The organism is Radiobacillus deserti (genome assembly GCF_007301515.1).
Classification (GTDB): domain Bacteria; phylum Bacillota; class Bacilli; order Bacillales; family Amphibacillaceae; genus Radiobacillus; species Radiobacillus deserti.
Genome location: NZ_CP041666.1, coordinates 1974375 through 1992730, shown reverse-complemented (window position 1 = coordinate 1992730; position 18356 = coordinate 1974375). Strand labels below are relative to the sequence as shown.

The following is an 18356-nucleotide window of genomic DNA, read 5'->3' as shown; positions in this document are numbered from 1 at the left end:
TTTGCAAAAAAAGTTTATTGACATAAAAATTACACTGTATTAATATAAATAATACAGTTAGTACGGTGGTGTAAGAAGGGAGGAAGTTGTTTGTTTGAGTTGGATGTACGTAGTCGAAAGCCAATTTATGAACAACTTATTGATAAGCTGAAGGAGCTCATCATAAACGAAGTATTTAAAGCAGATGAAAAATTACCCTCGGTTCGCACATTAGCCCAGGAGTTAACCATCAATCCAAACACGATACAAAAAGCATATCGAGAATTAGAAAGACAGGAATTTATTTATTCTATTCCAGGTAAAGGAAGCTTCGTAACACCTCAAAAAAATATGAAACAAGGGGAAAAGGTAAATAAAATGAAACAAGAAATGATTAGCTTGTTTACGGAAGCCATCTTTTTAGGGATGAAAAGAGAAGAAATTGAGGAATTACTAATGGAAGCGGAAAGTCGAGTGAAGGGAGATAAGCAAAATGATTAAAGTGGAAAACATTGAAAAGCATTTTGAAGATCATCAAGCCCTTCGACAAGTGACCCTATCTATCCAAAAAGGTTCTATTTATGGTTTGCTCGGTTCAAATGGAGCCGGGAAAACAACATTGTTAAAAATTATAATGGGAATCTATAGACAAGACAAAGGCAGGATTCTCATTCATGAAGAGGAACCGTTTGAACATGTAGCACTTAAACAAAAAATGATATTTATTCCAGATCAGCCGTATTTCTTTTCACACTATACGGTAAAACAGATGGCTGGGTATTACCAGAGCTTATACCCAAACTGGAGCGAAGAACGGTTTGAAAAGCTTGGAAAGGTCTTCAATATTAGTCCAAATAAAAAAATCCAAAGGCTCTCGAAAGGAATGCAGCGACAGGTAGCTTTTTGGCTTTCTTTATCTGCTAAACCGGATTATTTGTTATTAGATGAACCGATAGATGGACTAGATGCAGTTATGCGTCAGAAGGTTAAAAATTTATTAATTCAAGATGTGGCAGATCGAGAGATGACAGTGGTTATTTCCTCTCACAATCTAAGAGAAATTGAAGATATTTGTGATCATGTTGGAATCATTCATCAAGGTGCTTTAATGTTAGAAAAAGACTTGGATGATTTAAAATCCGACGTCCATAAAATACAAATTGCATTTAAACAGGAGACACCTCCAGATTTCTTATCAGGTCTTGATACATTATTTGTCGAAGAACGTGGAAGTGTACTCCTCTGTATTGTTAGAGGAAAAGAAGAGGAAGTTACAGCATTTGCAAAACAATTTCAACCAGTTATTTTTGATTTATTACCACTTACACTCGAAGAAATTTTCATTTATGAATTGGGGGGGACAGGATATGTCGTCGAATCCATCATGGATAAATAAAGGAATTCTAGCACATAATTTTCGTTCAGCTGGTTGGATTGGTATCCTTTATTTTATTAGTTTAACTTTTCTAGTCCCATTACAAATGCTAATGCAATTTGGTGATGATGAACAGTTGAATTATCCAATGTACGAAAGCTACTTTCAATTCACCGGTGAAATACAAGTTTTCATTATGTTTATTGCTCCAATAATCAGTTCTGTCGTGTTATTTCGTTACTTGCAAGTAAAATCATCAGCCGATTATATTCATAGTTTGCCAATCAAACGATCTGTTTTATTCAACCATCAGTTTATGTTTGGCTTGGTCATTCTTGTTGTTCCAGTATTACTAACTGGATTACTATCTGAGGGGCTTTATACGCTTTTGTCCGTTGAAGAATATATTAAAGGTTCTATCATTACTTGGATGTCCATTACCATCATCATAAACCTGTTTGTGTTTGCAACTTGTACATTAGTTGGGATTTTTACCGGTATTTCTGCACTACAAATTGTATTGACATGTATTTTATTTTTCCTACCTGCAGGCATTGTGATGTTATGGATGTTCAATCTAGATTTCTTTTTGTTTGGATACGCAAGCACGTACACGTTAAGTTCTGATGTGCAAATGCTTTCTCCTTTTACAAGAATGATGGAAATTATCTATTCTTCGATAAATTGGTGGGAATTTTTAATTTATGCCATATTAGCTATTTTGTTTTATCTTTTTTCAGTTTATTTCTACCGAAAGAGAAAAGTGGAAGCAGCGAATCAGGCCATAGCATTCATCTATTTACGCCCAATTTTTAAATACGGAGTAACCATTTGCTTTATGCTCCTTAGCGGTATTTATTTTGGGGAAACACAAGGAGATATAGGGTGGCTAATTTTTGGCTATGTGGTTGGAGCTATTTTTGGATATATCATTGCTGAGATTGTGCTTTTAAAAACTTGGCGTGTGTTTCATCGGTTGTTACATTTAGTTCCGTTTACTATTGTAATGTTTGTCATAGGGTTGTTCATACATCTAGATGTGTTTGGCTATGAATCTAAAATACCAGAAGAAGAAAATATTCAAAAGGTTTATTTCGGAGAATCCCTTTATGAATATCAAGAGAACCAAGTCGATTATTATGCGAATGAGTATAAAGACCCGCAATCTATTGACATTCCAGGGAAACCAAATATGTTTGAAGAAAGAAGAAATATAAAACATATTCTTGATTTCCATAAGGCTATTATAGAAAATCAATCAAGCTTAGAAGGTCTGAGATATGGAGAAGGGATTCAAAATGTTGCGTTTGTTTATGAACTAGAGAATGGAGACAAAGTTATTCGAGAATACGACATTCCGCTTGAAGCGTATAAACGGTACTATGAACCTATTTATGCTTCTATGGAGTACAAGCAAAGCCGATACGCTATACTACATGTGGATCCATCTGATGTGAATAGAGCTACCATTTCTTCTTATAATGGAAATAAACAAGTCATCATTCAAGATTCAGAAAAACTCGAAGCATTTATTACTCTTTTACAAGAGGAAGTCAAAAATGAAGCATACGATGAGACCTTTTCACGTATAGAACCATGGGGGTCCATTGATATCATGCTACAAAATGGTCAATTTACCCAAGTAGACTGGCGTAAATCGTACCGTGAAATCGAACAGTGGCTCAAGGATGAGGGACTTCTAGCACAAGCAAAGCTTACTCCAGAGGATGTAGAAAAGGTAGTTATAGCTCCTTATGATCAAGTAACAAATGGAGATGAGGATGTATTTAATGGCAGAGTGTATAACATGACACTCGAGGATTGGAAAGCCTTGCCGAATGCCTTTGAAGTAGAAGAGCCGGAACAAATAGATATGGCTCTTAGGAACTATTCGAACTGGTCTAACGGGGATTATGTTGTTGTGTTCTTCTTAAAAGAGGAATATGGAAGTATTATAGGGACGTTTACGAGTGAACAAACACCAGACTTTGTTAATGAGCATTACTAAGAAAAAAGTGAGGACGAGGAGGTCGTTCTCACTTTTTTCTTTAAATTGTATAAATCGCAATGATAGAAATAAGAGGTATCGATCCTGTTAGACTAATACCAAGCATCGTTAAGGTTTGGATTACAGGATTTGGACTTTGCTCATTCTGTAGTTGTATCGTTTCTTGACGAAGCATGAAAATTTGAATCCATGCCGAAACATAAAATGCACCGATTAGAATAACGGGAATAAGCGAATTACCCTCCACAGGAGCATGGATAAATCCTAATACAATCAAAATAATCGGGATGACTTCTATGATTGCAACTTTTACAAAAAAAGATGCTTGAAAGTCTTTTATGCTATCTATTGTTAATTCCTTTCCATCCTCTATGGCCCCTTGAACCTGACGTATTAATCCTCGATAAAAAAATAAAATACCATAAACAGCAACAGCTGAAGCAATAACGAAATACCAGCTTGTATCCATTGTCCTTTCTCCTTTCCGTTTATTTTCTTACATAGTGTATCATAAAATGAATTGACTTATCGTATCAACTGTATTAATATAATTAATACAGTTGATACAGAAAGGCCAAGGAGGAACTTTGATGATACAAGTAAATAATCTTAGTCACCAGTTTGTGTTAGGAAAAAAAGGAGAGCAAAGATTAACGATTCTAGAAAATATTTCCCTGCAAGTAACTCAAGGAGAAATTGTTGCTGTAATAGGACGAAGCGGATCAGGAAAATCTACACTACTTAATTTAATCAGTGGGTTTATTAGACCCACAAGTGGTGAAATCATTATTGATGGTGAAAACGTAACAGAGTTTAATGAAACGCAATATGCTAATTTTCGATTAGAAAATCTCGGTTTTATCTTCCAAAACTTTCAATTAATTCCGAGCTTAACCGCCTATCAAAATATTGAATTGCCTTTAATTTTTAAAGGGGAAACAGAAGTGAAAAGAAAAGAACAAACGATGGAAACATTAAAGAGGGTAGGCTTGGAGTCGTATAAAGATCATTACCCAAGTGAATTATCTGGAGGGCAGCAGCAACGAGTTAGTATTGCAAGAGCATTGGTCAGTAATCCTCCCATCATTTTGGCAGATGAACCAACGGGTAGCTTAGATAGTGAAACCGAAGCAGAAATATTGGATTTTATTAACGTGCTAAACCGTGATTATGGTATTACCTTTCTAATGATTACCCATGACAATCAGGTGGCAAGAATAGCGCATCGTACGATTGAAATTAGCGATGGAAAGCTTACGAATAGGGGGCAAGCAGTATGAGGTGGAAAGACCGCTTTGCATTTGTAAAACAGAATATGAAGAAGAATAAAGTACGCGTGTTTATGACTGTACTTGCTACGGCAATCGGCTGTGCGTTTCTTATTGTTCTTGCTTCCGTTGGGTTTGGACTTCATCAATCCTTAGTGAAGGATACGATGGAACAAAATGTCGTTACCAAAATTGATGTATATGGAAAAGAAATGGAAGAAGGGAATTATCAATCCTTAAAAGATTCTGATGTAAGTCAATTAGAAAAAATTGATGGGGTGGAAGCGGTCACTAGAAGAAAAATGCTTATGCAGTCTCCAACTTATACAGTGGATGACTACCAAATCAGTACGAGAACAGTTGTGGCAAATTTCCCTGCTGAAACGGATGCAGGATTTGAACTTAGTGAGGGCTCTTTACCAGAGAAGGATAATGAAATAATTGTAGGGTATCATTTCCTTGAGCAACTTGTCCCAACAGATATTGAGGAGAACGATTTGTATAATGAACAAGGAGCCGTGAAAGAGGAATATCGATATGATAAGGATTTAATCGGTCAAACGATCAAAATGGAAGTCGTCCATTCGGAGGACCCAGATAAAACAAAGACATTTGACTTAAAGATTGTAGGAATAACGGATAAGCCCAAACTGGAATGGGCGCAAGACCAAGATATTTTTATTTCAGATTCCCTGCTAGCACAAATCGAAGCATTTACAGGAACTCCAAAAGGGTTTGTTGAAACGGATGGACAAGATGCTGCATCGCTGGATATAAGTTCTGAGACGTATGATGAGGTATCGGTTTATGCACATAACTTATCACAAGTAGAAGGAATTGTAGAAGCGTTAGATAAACAGGATTATGCAACATACTCCGTTGTGAACGAGTTGAAGCAAATTAATATGATGTTTGCCATTGCGAAAGCAGGACTTATTTTAATAGGAACGATTGCTTTATTAATTGCATCTATCGGGATATATAACACGATGACGATGGCCGTTACAGAGAGAGCACCTGATATCGGAATTATGAAAGCAATAGGTGCAAGTCCAAAAGCAATAAAACAAATTTTCCTTTTAGAGAGTAGTTATATTGGTTTAATCGGTGCAATCATTGGGACGATAGCAGCTTATGTGGTTAGCTTTGCCGTTAATTGGAGTTTACCAATGATTATCGAACTAGCGTTTGATGAGAAATTACCAGATACAATCCAATTTTCCGCGATTCCATGGAATCTTGTTCTTATTTCTGTTGCAATTTGCTTAGTGGTCACTATATTGTCAGGTCTTCGTCCTGCACGACGTGCTACGAAGATTGACGTGTTACAAGCGATGCGTAGAGAAATATAGTTCAAAAGCCTTGTAGAGACTCTACAAGGCTTTCTTATATGGTAAAATAGTGTACAAATGTTTGGGAAGTGGTGAGTCCATGCAATCGGTTTTTTTAATTGGATTTATGGGAAGCGGGAAATCAAGCGTGTGTACTTGTCTTGCGGACCGTTTAAAATGGAAAGCGAAAGATACCGATCACGAAATAGAGCTGTATTATGAAGAAACGATACCGCAAATATTTGCTACAAAAGGAGAAGATGTTTTTCGTACATATGAAAGTCATATTCTGAAACAGATGCCTATCACAAATACGGTTATAGCAACTGGTGGAGGAATAATCGGGAAAGCTCCAAATAGAGAGTGGATGAAAAAGCATGGTATCGTTATATATTTGCACGCGAGCTGGAATGAGATAAAACGAAGATTGGCTGACGATACTCAGCGACCTTTATGGAAAGACACCATTGCCGTACAGGCGCTTTTTAAAAGTCGACTGCCACTATATGAAGAAACTTCTCATTACCAAATTCAGACAGATCAAAAAACGGTAGATGCTATTACAGAGGAAATAATTTCACTTATAAATACATCTATAAATGGGTAAACTTGTAATAACCCAAATCGAGGTGATAAAATGTCTGGAAATGACTATGTGAAATTTATGACACAAGAAATAGTCAAATATATGGATACCCCTTCAGAGGAACGAAAAGAGCGAAAAAAAAGAAGACGCTCTCATGAGGAAGGGTTATCTAGTCACTGGTTTGGTATGTTGCCGTTAGCATTTAAGCTTTTGTTTAAAAAGAAAAAATAAGCAGGATCCTCGTGGATTGGATCCTGCTTATTTTTGTAAAAATTGATTAGAGGTTTGTTGACTTAAATAAAATAACCCACCATTGACGACTTCTAATCTAATTCTTGGTTGATACCGATTTTCAATATCTTTACGTTCCTGCTCCATAAGTCGCTCATACTCTGCTTCTTCCTCTGCATCCTCCGACTCACCTTCTGTATAAAAGTGTTCGAGGAGCTTTAGTTCTTCTTGTAGGTGCTGCCACGATTCTGCTGCCCAATCATGTGTTTCCTGTTGTAGCGATTTTTCGATATATTGGATGATTCTTTGGTACCCACTTTTCACACGAATAATCGGTGTCATCGTGTACGTGAAGTCAGAAATATTGGAATGGAAGGATAAATCTTCCATGGATTCCATCATCCCTTTTAACATAGCGCCATTAATTAAATTTAAACCAAAGGAAAGAAGTTCGTCTTTTTTTTGTTTTCCTTCATAGCTGATTTTTAGGTTAATCACAAGCCAAGGAGTTAAGGGTGTCCGCTGGCCAGCTTGAACTTGTTCATATAGTTTTGTCATTCGACCTTGTGTTTTTAACGTTCTAAATATTTGATGAACCCGCGGACTTCCGAAGTGAATCCATTCTCCTTCTTCTTCACGACGTTCCGGATTTGTGATAAAGCTGACTTGCATCGGTTGTCCTGGATAGCCTAGTTTTTTAACGTATTGCCAATAGAAGGGGCGATTCATTAGAAGCTCGTCCATGACGTCCGTTAATTGTACTTTTAACTTTCCATTTTTATTTTCTACAATCTTACAGTCATTAGCTACAAAGTAATTGGTCATAAACTCATGAAGATTCTCGATTGCCATTCCAATCCTCCTCTGATGAAACCTGCTGTTGGGCATGAGAGATAACGGAAGACAAGTTTTCCAATTTTATACGTGCTTCTCCATCGGATGATGACTCAGAGAAAATCGAGTGAATTTCCGTCTCTACATCTTTAATATTTAAATCAGCTAATATTGCATCAATATTTCCTACAACTCGTTCAAATAATTGAATTTTTTCATATAACAGTTTTAAAACATGCTCTTCTATGGTATTTCGGATGGCAAAGTTGTAAATATGAACATCCTTTTCTTGTCCAAACCGGTGAATACGACCAATTCGCTGTTCTAACCTCATCGGATTCCATGGAAGATCATAGTTGATCATATTGTTACAAAATTGTAGGTTAATTCCTTCCCCGCCAGCTTCTGTCGCAATGAGGACTTGAGCATGATTTTGGAATAATTGTCTCATCCAGTCCTTTTTCCCCCGTTTGAAGCCACCACGAAATGGTACAGATGAAATACCATGCTGCTGTAAATACCATTGTAAATATAGCTGACTAGCTCGATACTCAGTAAAGATGATGAATTTTTCATCCTCTTCCTTCTGTTGAATGAGCTCCACCACTTTTTTTGCTTTGGAATGGTGGGGAAGCTGACCAATCTCATTCATCATCTCGATATACTGTTCCTTGTTGTGCACTTCTTTGTCTGGTTGTTGAAGTAATTTTTGAATCGATAAATAACAGGCTTCTCTTGAAGAACAAAGTTCTCTTGATAAGGTAATGGAAGAAAAGCTTGCAGCATAAGATTCCCTCAGTAAATTTCTTAATCTATCATAGGCATTTTGCTCCTCCTCTACAAAATCAATCCAGACGGTTTCTACTTTTCGTTTAGTCCAGTCAATTCCGGTGTCTTCTCTTCGGTTACGTACCATTACGTTTTGAATCAGTTGTTTCAAGTGAGCATCATTGTACAGATTCTTTCTATCTCGGCCGAAGCGATTGGTAAAGTCCTCATAATTACCTAAATAACCAGGTTTTAGAATAGATACTAGATTGAAAATGTCGCTTAATTTATTTTGTACAGGTGTGGCGGTTAATAAAAGACAATATTTCTTTTTGATTTTTCGAACAAATTCATAGTTTTTTGTCTTGTGATTTTTTAGTTTATGAGCTTCATCAATTAATACGAAATCATAGTCCTGCTCTAATATTTTTTCCCGATGAGGGGCGCGTTTGGCTGTATCGATGGACGTAATCACAATATTCTCTTGATCCCAAACCGGTCTTTTTCGTTGGGAAAGTGCCGGAATATAAAACTTTTGATTTAATTCGTTCGCCCATTGATTGACTAAAGAAGCAGGTACTAAAATTAGCCCTTTTTTGACCTGGCCACGAATCATATATTCTTTCAAAATTAAGCCAGCTTCAATCGTTTTTCCTAAACCGACCTCGTCAGCAAGTATGGCACGCCCGTTCATATCTTCTACGACTTGTTGCGCACATTCCAACTGGTGTTCAAGAAAGGACATATGTGGCAAATGTTTTGGTGCCGTAAGCCCTTTGAATTCTGGAGTGATGGTAGCTTTCGTAGAATCATAGTTCATTTTAAAGAGTTCCCACGAACTAAAAGAACGATCATGACTTAGATTTTCATCTAATTCTTTGATAAAATCTACGTCTCGTTGCAATTGTATATTCAAGACTGTCCCTTCCTCTCTTAGAGATTCTTGTCTTAAAAGATTTTTCCCACAACGTAAGAGGGCTGTGGTATAATAACCATGATTTACATAGAAGATCGTTATACACAATCTAAGTGACTAATAGTATGCCCAACATATAAAATTTAAAAACGCGGATGAATACAAAAGGAGAGACTACGATTTCGTAGCGCCGACGGAGCAAACTTTTTATGTGAATCTCTCAGGCAAAAAGACTTTTGTGTGACGCAACTCTGGAGAGCGTTTATGGATGTTTCATAAACCACCTAAGATGCAAGCCCGGTGAATTAGCGGGCGAAACTTTCTGGTGCAAGGACAGAGACTTTACTGATGGAATCGGTGGAGTCTCTGTTTTTTTATACATTTTTTTATGTGCAAGATTTCAAAGTATTTTAAAGAAGGGGGAATGAGTGATGCCAGATTTAAAACGTACACCGGTCTATCCGGTATATGAAAAATATGGTGCCAAAACGATTGACTTTGGCGGCTGGGATTTACCAGTTCAATTTTCCGGGATTAAGAAAGAGCATGAAGCGACAAGAAATGTAGCGGGATTGTTTGATGTTTCCCATATGGGTGAAATCATGGTAGAAGGTCCCAAAAGTGAGCATTTCCTGCAAAAGATGCTGACCAATGACGTAGCCAAGTTGTCTCCAAAAAAGGCTCAATACACCGTTATGTGCTATGAAACTGGAGGAACCGTAGATGATTTGATCGTGTATATGTTAGAGGAGTCTAAATACTTGTTAGTCGTGAATGCAGCAAACACAGACAAAGACTTCGATTGGTTACTTCAGCACCAAATAGAAGGGGTTACAATCACCAATGTATCCTCAGAATATGTACAGCTAGCATTGCAAGGACCGAAAGCAGAACAAGTACTCCAATCATTAACAGAGACTGAATTATCCACTATCAGGTTCTTTACATTCGAATCGCCAGTTTACTTCACAGGTATCGATCAACCAGCTATTGTATCTCGTACTGGATATACAGGGGAAGACGGATTCGAAATATACGTGGACACACAAGCGGGTACAGCGTTATGGGATATAATTTTGGGCGCTGGAAAGGAAATAGGAGTAGAGCCGATAGGATTAGGTGCAAGAGATACCCTTCGCTTTGAAGCAAATCTAGCTCTATACGGACAAGAGCTCAGTAAAGATATATCTCCGATTGAAGCGGGTATTGGATTTGCTGTTAAAACAGATAAGGAAGCCGATTTCATTGGAAAAGCAATCTTAAAAGAACAAAAAGAAAAAGGAACTAAACGAAAGCTAGTCGGAATTGAAATGATGGACAAAGGTATCCCGCGACATGGATACAAGGTGTATGCCCATGACGAAGAAATAGGGTTTGTTACGACTGGAACACAGTCTCCTACACTAAAGAAGAATATTGGTTTAGCGCTTCTTAACACGGATTTTACAGAACTCGAAACAGAAGTGTTCGTGGAAGTTCGGAACAAGAGGTTGAAAGCAAAAGTAGTAGAGACACCATTCTATAAGAGAAAGAATTAGTTGGGGAGGGGAAAATTCATGGAATTTCGTTATCTACCGATGACAGAGTCAGATAAAAAAGCGATGTTAGACACGATAGGCATTCAATCCACGGAAGAATTATTTTCAGATATTCCAGAAAAGGTTCGTTTTCAAGGAGAATTAAATCTTAAAAAACCTACTAGTGAATATGAACTGATGAAGGAGTTATCCGTATTAGCACAGAAAAACGTCTCCCTTAAAAGTCATACGTCCTTTTTAGGGGCAGGTGTTTATGACCATTATATCCCATCTGTTGTCGATCACGTTATTTCGAGATCGGAGTTTTACACAGCGTACACACCATATCAACCAGAAATATCACAGGGAGAACTGCAAGCAATATTTGAATTTCAAACGATGATTAGTGAATTAACTGGAATGGATGTCGCGAATTCTTCTATGTACGATGGTGGAACCGCATTAGCGGAAGCAGTAAATTTAAGTGCTGCTCAAACAAAGAGAAAGAAAATTCTCGTATCGAAAGCGATTCATCCTGAATCAAGAGCCGTTATAGATACCTATGCAAAAGGGCCTGAACTAGAAATCATAGAAATTGATGTGAAAGATGGGGTTACAGATTTAGATTCTTTAAAAGAGCAACTAGACGAAGATACAGCAAGTGTCGTTTTACAGTATCCGAATTTCTTTGGTCAAGTCGAACCATTAGCGGATGTGCAACAATTGCTAACAAATCAAAAGAAAACAATGTTTATTGTGTCCAGTAACCCCCTAGCATTAGGTTATATAACCCCACCTGGACAATTTGGTGCTGACATTGTCGTTGGAGATGCTCAAGTATTTGGGATTCCTGCACAGTTTGGTGGGCCACACTGTGGATATTTTGCAACAACGTCGAAGCTTATGAGAAAAGTGCCAGGTCGATTAGTTGGGCAAACGGTGGATGAAGATGGTAAGCGTGGCTTTGTATTAACTTTACAAGCACGTGAACAACATATCCGTCGTGACAAAGCAACCTCTAACATTTGTTCAAATCAAGCTCTTAACGCGTTAGCTGCTTCGGTTGCCATGAGCTCTCTAGGGAAGCAAGGGGTTAAAAAAATGGCCTGGTTAAACATACAAAAAACATACTACGCCAAACAAGCATTAGAAGCTGCAGGGTTTACCGTGAAATATAAAGGTTCAACCTTTAACGAGCTTGTCGTCGAATTATCTAAACCCGTATCTATAGTAAATGAACAGCTACTGGAAAAAGGAATTATTGGAGGCTATGACTTGGGTCTCGTGCAAGAGGACTGGCACAATCACATGTTAATTGCAGTTACCGAGATACGAACAAAAGAAGAAATCGATACATTTATTAAGGAAGTGGGGGATATCTGTGCATAATGAAGACTTTCCATTAATTTTTGAACATAGTCAGCCTGGTAGAACAAGCTTCAGTCTACCAGCATTAGATGTTCCAGAAACAGATTTGGAGGACGTTTTTGAAAAGACGTACATTCGTGAAACAGAAGCAGAACTTCCTGAATTGAGTGAGTTACAAGTAATTCGTCACTACACGGCTTTATCTAAGCGTAACCATGGAGTAGATTCTGGATTTTATCCGCTTGGTTCCTGTACGATGAAATATAATCCGAAAATAAATGAAGATGTAGCACGCTTAGAAGGATTCAGCCATATTCACCCATATCAAGATGGTAAAACGGTGCAAGGTGCAATGGAAATGCTGTATGATTTGCAAACCTCTTTAGCCGAAATAACCGGAATGCATGAAGTGTCTCTACAGCCAGCTGCAGGTGCACATGGAGAGTGGACGGGGCTCATGATGATTCGTGCATTTCATGAAGCGAACGGTGACTTTCACCGTACTAAGGTGATTGTTCCAGACTCTGCTCACGGTACGAATCCAGCTTCTGCCACAGTTGCGGGTTTTGAGTCCGTTACCGTTCAGTCTAATGAAAATGGACTCGTTGATTTAGAGGACTTAAAACGTGTGGTAGGCAATGATACAGCAGCTCTTATGCTTACCAATCCAAATACCCTCGGCCTTTTTGAAGAGCATATTCTGGAGATGGCGGAAATCGTGCATGAAGCTGGCGGAAAGCTTTATTACGATGGTGCGAATTTAAACGCAATTATGGGATATGCCAGACCTGGAGATATGGGGTTTGACGTTGTTCACTTAAACCTACACAAAACATTTACTGGCCCACACGGTGGTGGAGGACCTGGGTCTGGTCCAGTTGGGGTTTCAGAAGAGTTGGCAAGATTTCTACCAAAACCTGTTTTAACAAAGGTAGAGGAAACGTATATCTTTGACTATGATCGTCCAGATTCAATCGGTCGTGTAAAGCCTTATTATGGGAACTTCGGAATTAATCTACGTGCCTACACCTATATTCGTACAATGGGAGCAGAAGGTCTGAAAAAGGTAAGTGAATATGCTGTGTTAAACGCAAATTATATGATGCGACGTCTGGAAAAGGAATATCATCTTCCATATAATCAGCATTGTAAGCATGAGTTTGTGTTATCAGGTAAAAATCAGAAAAAGCTCGGGGTTCGTACATTAGATATTGCGAAGCGTCTGTTGGATTTTGGCTTCCACCCACCTACCATTTACTTCCCACTTAATGTGGAGGAAGCACTGATGGTTGAACCTACTGAAACAGAAGCGAAAGAAACGTTAGACGAGTTTATTGATACGATGTTACAAATTGCTCAAGAAGCAAAAAATAATCCTGAGATTGTTCAGGAAGCACCATATACAACAGTTGTAAAACGGATGGATGAAACAACTGCGGCTAGAAAACCAATTCTACGTTATACAACACAATAAAAAAAGAAGCTTTGAAAGGGAATCGAATACACGTTAAGGGGTATCCATTTTAACTTATAATGGATACCCCTTCTTTGATTGAAAGTATTTCCGTTTCTAGTTTTTGGAACACTAAAACCTAAGCTAAGAGTGAGAACGTTTAAGGAATAGAAAAAGTACAGAAAGGATTCAAAAATGAGGAACGAAAGATAATACAAAGATCACGATGATTTGCCAGAGTAGTATAAAATAAGGACGCTATAATAAGCAGCGTCCCTTTGTGTTAATAAGCTTTTTTAGATTTTTTAATTTTTCCGTTCCATTTTTTGAAGCCGTTTTGTAATTGATATAAATCGCGATACCCTTTCTTGTGCAACATAAAAGCAGCACGTGTAGAACGAGCACCACTTTGACAATAGAGATATACCGGCTGATCTTTACGAATTTCAGGCATTCTTTGACTTAATTGGGACATTGGTATATTTCTAGCACCAAGAATATGTCCACCGTCATATTCTTTTGGTTCTCTAACGTCAATGAGCTGTGCTTTACGATATCCATTTATAAACTCTTCTTCTGTAAGGGTTGTTAGAATCTTTTTCTGTCTAAAGTACCGATATACTGTAAATACAATAAAAGCAACAACTGCTGCAATTAATACTTCCATGATGTTCCCCCATTTACCATTTATTCGTCTTTTATTATATACTTTCTTTCCTACTATTTTCAAAAGTTTTCTTATCTTCTTTCCTACTCTATGCTGGAGAAACGATAATTATGTGAATTAAGTCTATTGTTCTTGTCGAAATAAGACGAATGATAAAAGAGGCAAATCCAAAAAAATCTTAATCATAATATTGTATCCTATTTAATCTTTCAATAGCTTCTAGTTCCTATCAAAATTGGCTAATTTTACTTTTGACAAATGAGATTCCATCTGTTCAAAAGCTCAATATATAGTATTTTTTTGATGTTTGCGTACTATATATTGTTTAAAGCTAGGAGGATATGATAAATTAAATAGTAATGAAAAATAAAGACAGAATAGGAAATATAGTGTTGAGGAGAGATGTAGCAATGAGTACTGTTACAGATGTGTCGATGGAGATTAATGTCGAAAGGTTGAATCAAGATATTCGTCAATTCCCACAAGTACATCCCATTACAAACGACATGAAGACAACCCATCAAGGGGTATCAAGACTAGTCATGCTGGATCGCTATGCGTTTAAAGACACAGAAAAAATAACATTAACAATTGGTGATTTTGTTGTTTTAACCGTGAAAGCAGATCCGAAATTTCCAGCTAGAGGGTTAGGCTTTGTGAAGTCTATCGATTGGAAAAACAAAGTGGCAGATATTCATGTGGCCAAAGAATTTCAATCTGTATTGGATGATGAACAAGAAATAGAAACAGGTATTATCACACGTTCCTTAGATGTTATAGATAAACCACTTGAAGTTTTTTATGAACAAATTGCGTTGAGAAATGCGACTGGACTCTCTAAAGTAGAACAAACCGAAGAAAAACAACAAAAATGGTTCGAGCACTTCTATCACGAATTATCCAATTTGAACTTTATTCCAGCTGGACGAGTGTTATACGGGGCAGGTTCTGATACAGAAGTAACGTATTTTAACTGTTATGTTATGCCTTTTGTCAAAGACTCTCGTGAAGGAATATCGGACCATCGAAAACAAGTGATGGAAATTATGAGTCGTGGTGGAGGAGTTGGAACAAATGGATCAACACTTCGTCCAAGAAACACGCTAGCAAGAGGGGTAAACGGAAAATCCTCTGGTTCTGTATCTTGGTTGGATGACATCGCGAAACTTACACACCTAGTAGAGCAAGGTGGTTCAAGACGCGGAGCACAAATGATTATGTTGGCAGATTGGCACCCTGACATAATGGAATTCATTATTTCCAAAATGCAAAATCCAAGAATACTTAGATTTTTAATAGAGAATTCGGAAGATGAGCTTATCAAACAACTTGCTAAGGATAAACTGAAATTCATACCTCTCACTGCAATTGAACAGGATATATATCAAGGAATCATAAACTACAAAAACATGCCTGGCTTAGGCGGTTTCTCAGAGCAAGCTATTAAAGAAGCGGAAGAAAAGCTTCATATTGGTGGCACGTATAGCGTTCATAACTCAGAGTTCTTAACAGGTGCGAACATTTCCGTTTGTCTGACGAAAGACTTCATGGATGCAGTGGAAAACGATAAAGAATATGAATTGCGTTTTCCTTATGTGGAAAGCTACACAGAGGAACAAATGAAAGATTATAACGAAAAGTGGCATGAAATTGGAGATGTCCGTAAGTGGGGAGAAATGGGTTATCCGGTACGAGTCTATCGTAAGGTGAAAGCAAAAGAACTATGGAACTTAATTAATATTTGTGCTACGTATTCAGCGGAGCCAGGAATTTTCTTTATTGATAACGCGAATGATATGACCAATGCAAAAGCATATGGACAACAAGTAGTAGCAACTAATCCTTGCGGTGAACAACCATTAGCGCCATATTCCGTATGTAATTTAGCGGCCGTTAATTTAGCCGCAGTTGCCGATAAAAGAAGGAAAAGTATTGACTTTGACAAGTTAATCCAGACGGTCAAAACTGGTGTGCGGATGCAAGATAACGTCATAGATGCAACACCATACTTCTTAGAAGAAAACAAAAAGCAAGCATTAGGGGAGCGTCGAATTGGTTTAGGTGTTATGGGCCTTCACGATCTATTAATATACTGTGAAACAGAGTATGGTTCGGAGGAAGGAAATCGACTAGTTGATAAGATTTTTGAAACGATTGCAACAACTGCATATCGCGAATCTATCGAGCTAGCAAAAGAGAAGGGGAGTTTTCCATTCCTAATTGGTGAAACAAATGAAGAAACCCAACAACTTAGAGAAAACTTTATTCAAACAGGTTTTATGAAAAAGATGCCAGAAGATATCCATCAAGATATACTGAAGTACGGCATCCGTAACTCTCACCTTCTGACGGTAGCACCAACTGGAAGTACAGGTACAATGGTTGGAGTAAGTACTGGACTTGAACCATACTTCTCCTTTTCTTATTTCAGAAGTGGTCGTCTAGGAAAATTTATGGAGGTAAAAGCTGATATTGTGCAAGAATATCTAGATAAGAACCCTGATCAAGATCCAGAACAGTTACCCCATTGGTTTGTCACAGCAATGGAACTTTCACCTGAAGCTCACGCAGATACACAATGTGTGATTCAAAAATGGGTAGATAGCTCTATTTCTAAAACAGTGAATGCACCGAGAGGGTATTCAGTTGAGGAAGTGGAAAGTGTATATCGTCGTTTGTACAAAGGGGGAGCAAAAGGCGGAACGGTGTATGTAGATGGTAGTCGTGATACACAAGTGTTAACGTTAAAAGCAGAAGATAATAGCTTTGAGGAATCGGAGACTACTTCTAATAAACCTCATGTTGTTTTGTTGGATACAGTCCATGAGCTTGAGAAAACACAAGTAACCATTGGCTCAGAGGTTGGTGACACGTGTCCGGTTTGTCGAAAAGGGACAGTGGAAGATATCGGTGGATGCAATACATGTACGAATTGTAATGCTCAATTAAAATGTGGATTATAAAGGAAAAAACGGCAGTGTACTGCCGTTTTTTTTCTATCAAATCAGATTTTCTGACTAGAAGGTTTCCTTGTCACTACGTGTAAACTAGTGTATCATTTTTATGAGAAATCACGATGAATGGAGGATTGTCATGCCAACTCCAAGTATGGAAGACTATATAGAGCAAATATACATGTTAATTGACTCCAAAGGATACGCCAGGGTATCGGATATTGCAGAAGCTTTGCAAGTTCATCCATCCTCCGTTACAAAAATGGTACAAAAGCTGGATAAAGATGAATACTTAAATTATGAAAAGTATAGAGGATTAATTCTAACTTCTAAAGGAACAAAAATAGGAAAAAGACTTGTTTATCGTCACGAATTACTAGAACAATTTCTAGAATTAATTGGAGTGGACAAGGAAAACATCTATGAAGATGTGGAAGGAATAGAACACCATTTAAGCTGGAATTCTATAGATCGTATTGGTGATCTCGTTCAGTACCTAGAAGAAAACCCTGAGAGGGTAAAAGAATTAGAAATTTATCATCGAAACAGTGAGAATAAGTAACGGTAAAAAGAAATCGAGCTCTCCTTAAAAGGAAGCTCGATTTTTTCGTTTTTGTTTGTTCCCTTCAATTACTCGTAGATGGGTAGCTTTTGGTTTCACATTTTTTCGTCTTATAAGCCGGTTTGAGGATTTTTTAGCGGCTTGAGCATACGTATTTTTTCCGTCATTCGTATATTTTGCTTTTGATTGTCTGACAGCCTTTTTGTATTTCTTCAACTCGTTGGAGGTACGATTTCTTAAGAAGAAAACGTACACAATTCCATATAGAATAGCACCAACTACCACCGTGGTTAGTAAACCTCTTACAAGAGAAGCGGTGTTGTTGACAAGTTGTGATGCAAATCCGAAAACTGCCAAGCCAATGATGACATATATAAAGAGTGTAAATTTATTACGAGACATTTAAATCCTCCTTTCCAATCGAACCCAAAACGGATACAGTCCTTTTTATTTGTATACCACTAAATAAAGAAAGAAATCATGCTTTATTTCGAAATTATATGTTTCTATAACCTTTTTATTGCAGCTTCGAATAGTAG

17 protein-coding genes and 1 riboswitch are annotated in these 18356 nt (G+C 37.6%); of the genes, 12 read left to right on the top strand and 5 right to left on the bottom strand.

The window, feature by feature from the left end; translation table 11 throughout:
* The first annotated feature begins 90 nt into the window (after positions 1-90).
* From FN924_RS10570 to FN924_RS10560, 3 genes are read left to right on the top strand one after another with little or no spacing between them, the layout of a single operon-like run.
* Positions 91-480 (top strand): GntR family transcriptional regulator, encoded by a 390-nt coding sequence (locus FN924_RS10570; protein ID WP_143894318.1) that lies wholly within the window; start codon positions 91-93, stop codon positions 478-480.
* Complete coding sequence (locus FN924_RS10565) at positions 473-1375, top strand: ABC transporter ATP-binding protein (RefSeq protein WP_143894316.1); 903 nt, start codon at positions 473-475, stop codon at positions 1373-1375. Before FN924_RS10570 ends, FN924_RS10565 begins: the two co-directional genes overlap by 8 nt.
* Positions 1347-3362, top strand: coding sequence for a DUF6449 domain-containing protein (locus tag FN924_RS10560; protein ID WP_143894314.1), 2016 nt, complete (start codon positions 1347-1349; stop codon positions 3360-3362). The genes FN924_RS10565 and FN924_RS10560 overlap by 29 nt, the downstream gene beginning before the upstream one ends.
* Before the next feature lie 40 nt (positions 3363-3402).
* Here FN924_RS10560 and FN924_RS10555 read toward each other — a convergent pair whose 3' ends face one another.
* Entirely contained in the window at positions 3403-3831 is a 429-nt protein-coding gene (locus FN924_RS10555; RefSeq protein ID WP_143894312.1) for a hypothetical protein, read from the bottom strand.
* Positions 3832-3952: 121 nt separating this feature from the next.
* On the opposite strand from FN924_RS10555, the gene FN924_RS10550 reads away from it, so the two are divergent.
* From FN924_RS10550 to FN924_RS10535, 4 genes are all read left to right on the top strand, one after another.
* Positions 3953-4642 (top strand): ABC transporter ATP-binding protein, encoded by a 690-nt coding sequence (locus tag FN924_RS10550; protein WP_143894310.1) that lies wholly within the window; start codon positions 3953-3955, stop codon positions 4640-4642.
* On the top strand, positions 4639-5982 hold the full coding sequence (locus FN924_RS10545; protein WP_143894308.1) for an ABC transporter permease: 1344 nt from the start codon (positions 4639-4641) through the stop codon (positions 5980-5982). Before FN924_RS10550 ends, FN924_RS10545 begins: the two co-directional genes overlap by 4 nt.
* Before the next feature lie 79 nt (positions 5983-6061).
* On the top strand, positions 6062-6568 hold the full coding sequence (locus tag FN924_RS10540) for a shikimate kinase (protein WP_143894306.1): 507 nt from the start codon (positions 6062-6064) through the stop codon (positions 6566-6568).
* Between the two features lie 30 nt (positions 6569-6598).
* Complete coding sequence (locus FN924_RS10535; protein ID WP_143894304.1) at positions 6599-6778, top strand: YqzE family protein; 180 nt, start codon at positions 6599-6601, stop codon at positions 6776-6778.
* A gap of 27 nt (positions 6779-6805) precedes the next feature.
* On the opposite strand, the gene FN924_RS10530 is transcribed toward FN924_RS10535, so the two are convergent.
* Positions 6806-7630 (bottom strand): YqhG family protein, encoded by an 825-nt coding sequence (locus tag FN924_RS10530; protein ID WP_143894302.1) that lies wholly within the window; start codon positions 7628-7630, stop codon positions 6806-6808.
* Positions 7608-9296: a DEAD/DEAH box helicase gene (locus tag FN924_RS10525; protein ID WP_228409423.1), complete on the bottom strand. Its 1689-nt coding sequence runs from the start codon at positions 9294-9296 to the stop codon at positions 7608-7610. The genes FN924_RS10530 and FN924_RS10525 overlap by 23 nt, the downstream gene beginning before the upstream one ends.
* Positions 9297-9451: 155 nt before the next feature.
* A riboswitch (glycine riboswitch) is annotated at positions 9452-9542 on the top strand.
* A 185-nt stretch (positions 9543-9727) separates the two neighbouring features.
* Between FN924_RS10525 and gcvT the strand changes: the two genes are divergently transcribed.
* From gcvT to gcvPB, 3 genes are read left to right on the top strand one after another with little or no spacing between them, the layout of a single operon-like run.
* Complete coding sequence (gene gcvT, locus FN924_RS10520) at positions 9728-10834, top strand: glycine cleavage system aminomethyltransferase GcvT (protein WP_143894300.1); 1107 nt, start codon at positions 9728-9730, stop codon at positions 10832-10834.
* 18 nt (positions 10835-10852) lie between these two features.
* Positions 10853-12202, top strand: a complete 1350-nt coding sequence (gcvPA, locus tag FN924_RS10515) for an aminomethyl-transferring glycine dehydrogenase subunit GcvPA (protein ID WP_143894298.1) — start codon at positions 10853-10855, stop codon at positions 12200-12202.
* Positions 12195-13655 (top strand): aminomethyl-transferring glycine dehydrogenase subunit GcvPB, encoded by a 1461-nt coding sequence (gene gcvPB, locus FN924_RS10510; RefSeq protein WP_143894296.1) that lies wholly within the window; start codon positions 12195-12197, stop codon positions 13653-13655. The genes gcvPA and gcvPB overlap by 8 nt, the downstream gene beginning before the upstream one ends.
* 262 nt (positions 13656-13917) lie before the next feature.
* On the opposite strand, the gene FN924_RS10505 is transcribed toward gcvPB, so the two are convergent.
* Entirely contained in the window at positions 13918-14301 is a 384-nt protein-coding gene (locus tag FN924_RS10505) for a rhodanese-like domain-containing protein (protein ID WP_143894294.1), read from the bottom strand.
* A 410-nt stretch (positions 14302-14711) separates the two neighbouring features.
* Between FN924_RS10505 and FN924_RS10500 the strand changes: the two genes are divergently transcribed.
* Both FN924_RS10500 and mntR read left to right on the top strand, forming a co-directional pair.
* Entirely contained in the window at positions 14712-17264 is a 2553-nt protein-coding gene (locus FN924_RS10500; RefSeq protein WP_143894292.1) for a vitamin B12-dependent ribonucleotide reductase, read from the top strand.
* Between the two features lie 130 nt (positions 17265-17394).
* Positions 17395-17817: a transcriptional regulator MntR gene (gene mntR / locus FN924_RS10495; protein ID WP_143894290.1), complete on the top strand. Its 423-nt coding sequence runs from the start codon at positions 17395-17397 to the stop codon at positions 17815-17817.
* Positions 17818-17841: 24 nt separating this feature from the next.
* On the opposite strand, the gene FN924_RS10490 is transcribed toward mntR, so the two are convergent.
* Positions 17842-18219, bottom strand: coding sequence for an SA1362 family protein (locus tag FN924_RS10490; RefSeq protein WP_143894288.1), 378 nt, complete (start codon positions 18217-18219; stop codon positions 17842-17844).
* Positions 18220-18356 lie beyond the last annotated feature (137 nt).

Coding starts and splice junctions, on each gene's coding strand:
- FN924_RS10565 (WP_143894316.1), top strand. CDS start 473: ATGATTAAAGTGGAAAACATTGAAAAGCATTTTGAAGATCATCAAGCC.
- FN924_RS10560 (WP_143894314.1), top strand. CDS start 1,347: ATGTCGTCGAATCCATCATGGATAAATAAAGGAATTCTAGCACATAAT.
- FN924_RS10555 (WP_143894312.1), bottom strand. CDS start 3,831: ATGGATACAAGCTGGTATTTCGTTATTGCTTCAGCTGTTGCTGTTTAT.
- FN924_RS10550 (WP_143894310.1), top strand. CDS start 3,953: ATGATACAAGTAAATAATCTTAGTCACCAGTTTGTGTTAGGAAAAAAA.
- FN924_RS10545 (WP_143894308.1), top strand. CDS start 4,639: ATGAGGTGGAAAGACCGCTTTGCATTTGTAAAACAGAATATGAAGAAG.
- FN924_RS10540 (WP_143894306.1), top strand. CDS start 6,062: ATGCAATCGGTTTTTTTAATTGGATTTATGGGAAGCGGGAAATCAAGC.
- FN924_RS10535 (WP_143894304.1), top strand. CDS start 6,599: ATGTCTGGAAATGACTATGTGAAATTTATGACACAAGAAATAGTCAAA.
- FN924_RS10530 (WP_143894302.1), bottom strand. CDS start 7,630: ATGGCAATCGAGAATCTTCATGAGTTTATGACCAATTACTTTGTAGCT.
- gcvT (WP_143894300.1), top strand. CDS start 9,728: ATGCCAGATTTAAAACGTACACCGGTCTATCCGGTATATGAAAAATAT.
- gcvPA (WP_143894298.1), top strand. CDS start 10,853: ATGGAATTTCGTTATCTACCGATGACAGAGTCAGATAAAAAAGCGATG.
- FN924_RS10505 (WP_143894294.1), bottom strand. CDS start 14,301: ATGGAAGTATTAATTGCAGCAGTTGTTGCTTTTATTGTATTTACAGTA.
- FN924_RS10500 (WP_143894292.1), top strand. CDS start 14,712: ATGAGTACTGTTACAGATGTGTCGATGGAGATTAATGTCGAAAGGTTG.
- mntR (WP_143894290.1), top strand. CDS start 17,395: ATGCCAACTCCAAGTATGGAAGACTATATAGAGCAAATATACATGTTA.
- FN924_RS10490 (WP_143894288.1), bottom strand. CDS start 18,219: ATGTCTCGTAATAAATTTACACTCTTTATATATGTCATCATTGGCTTG.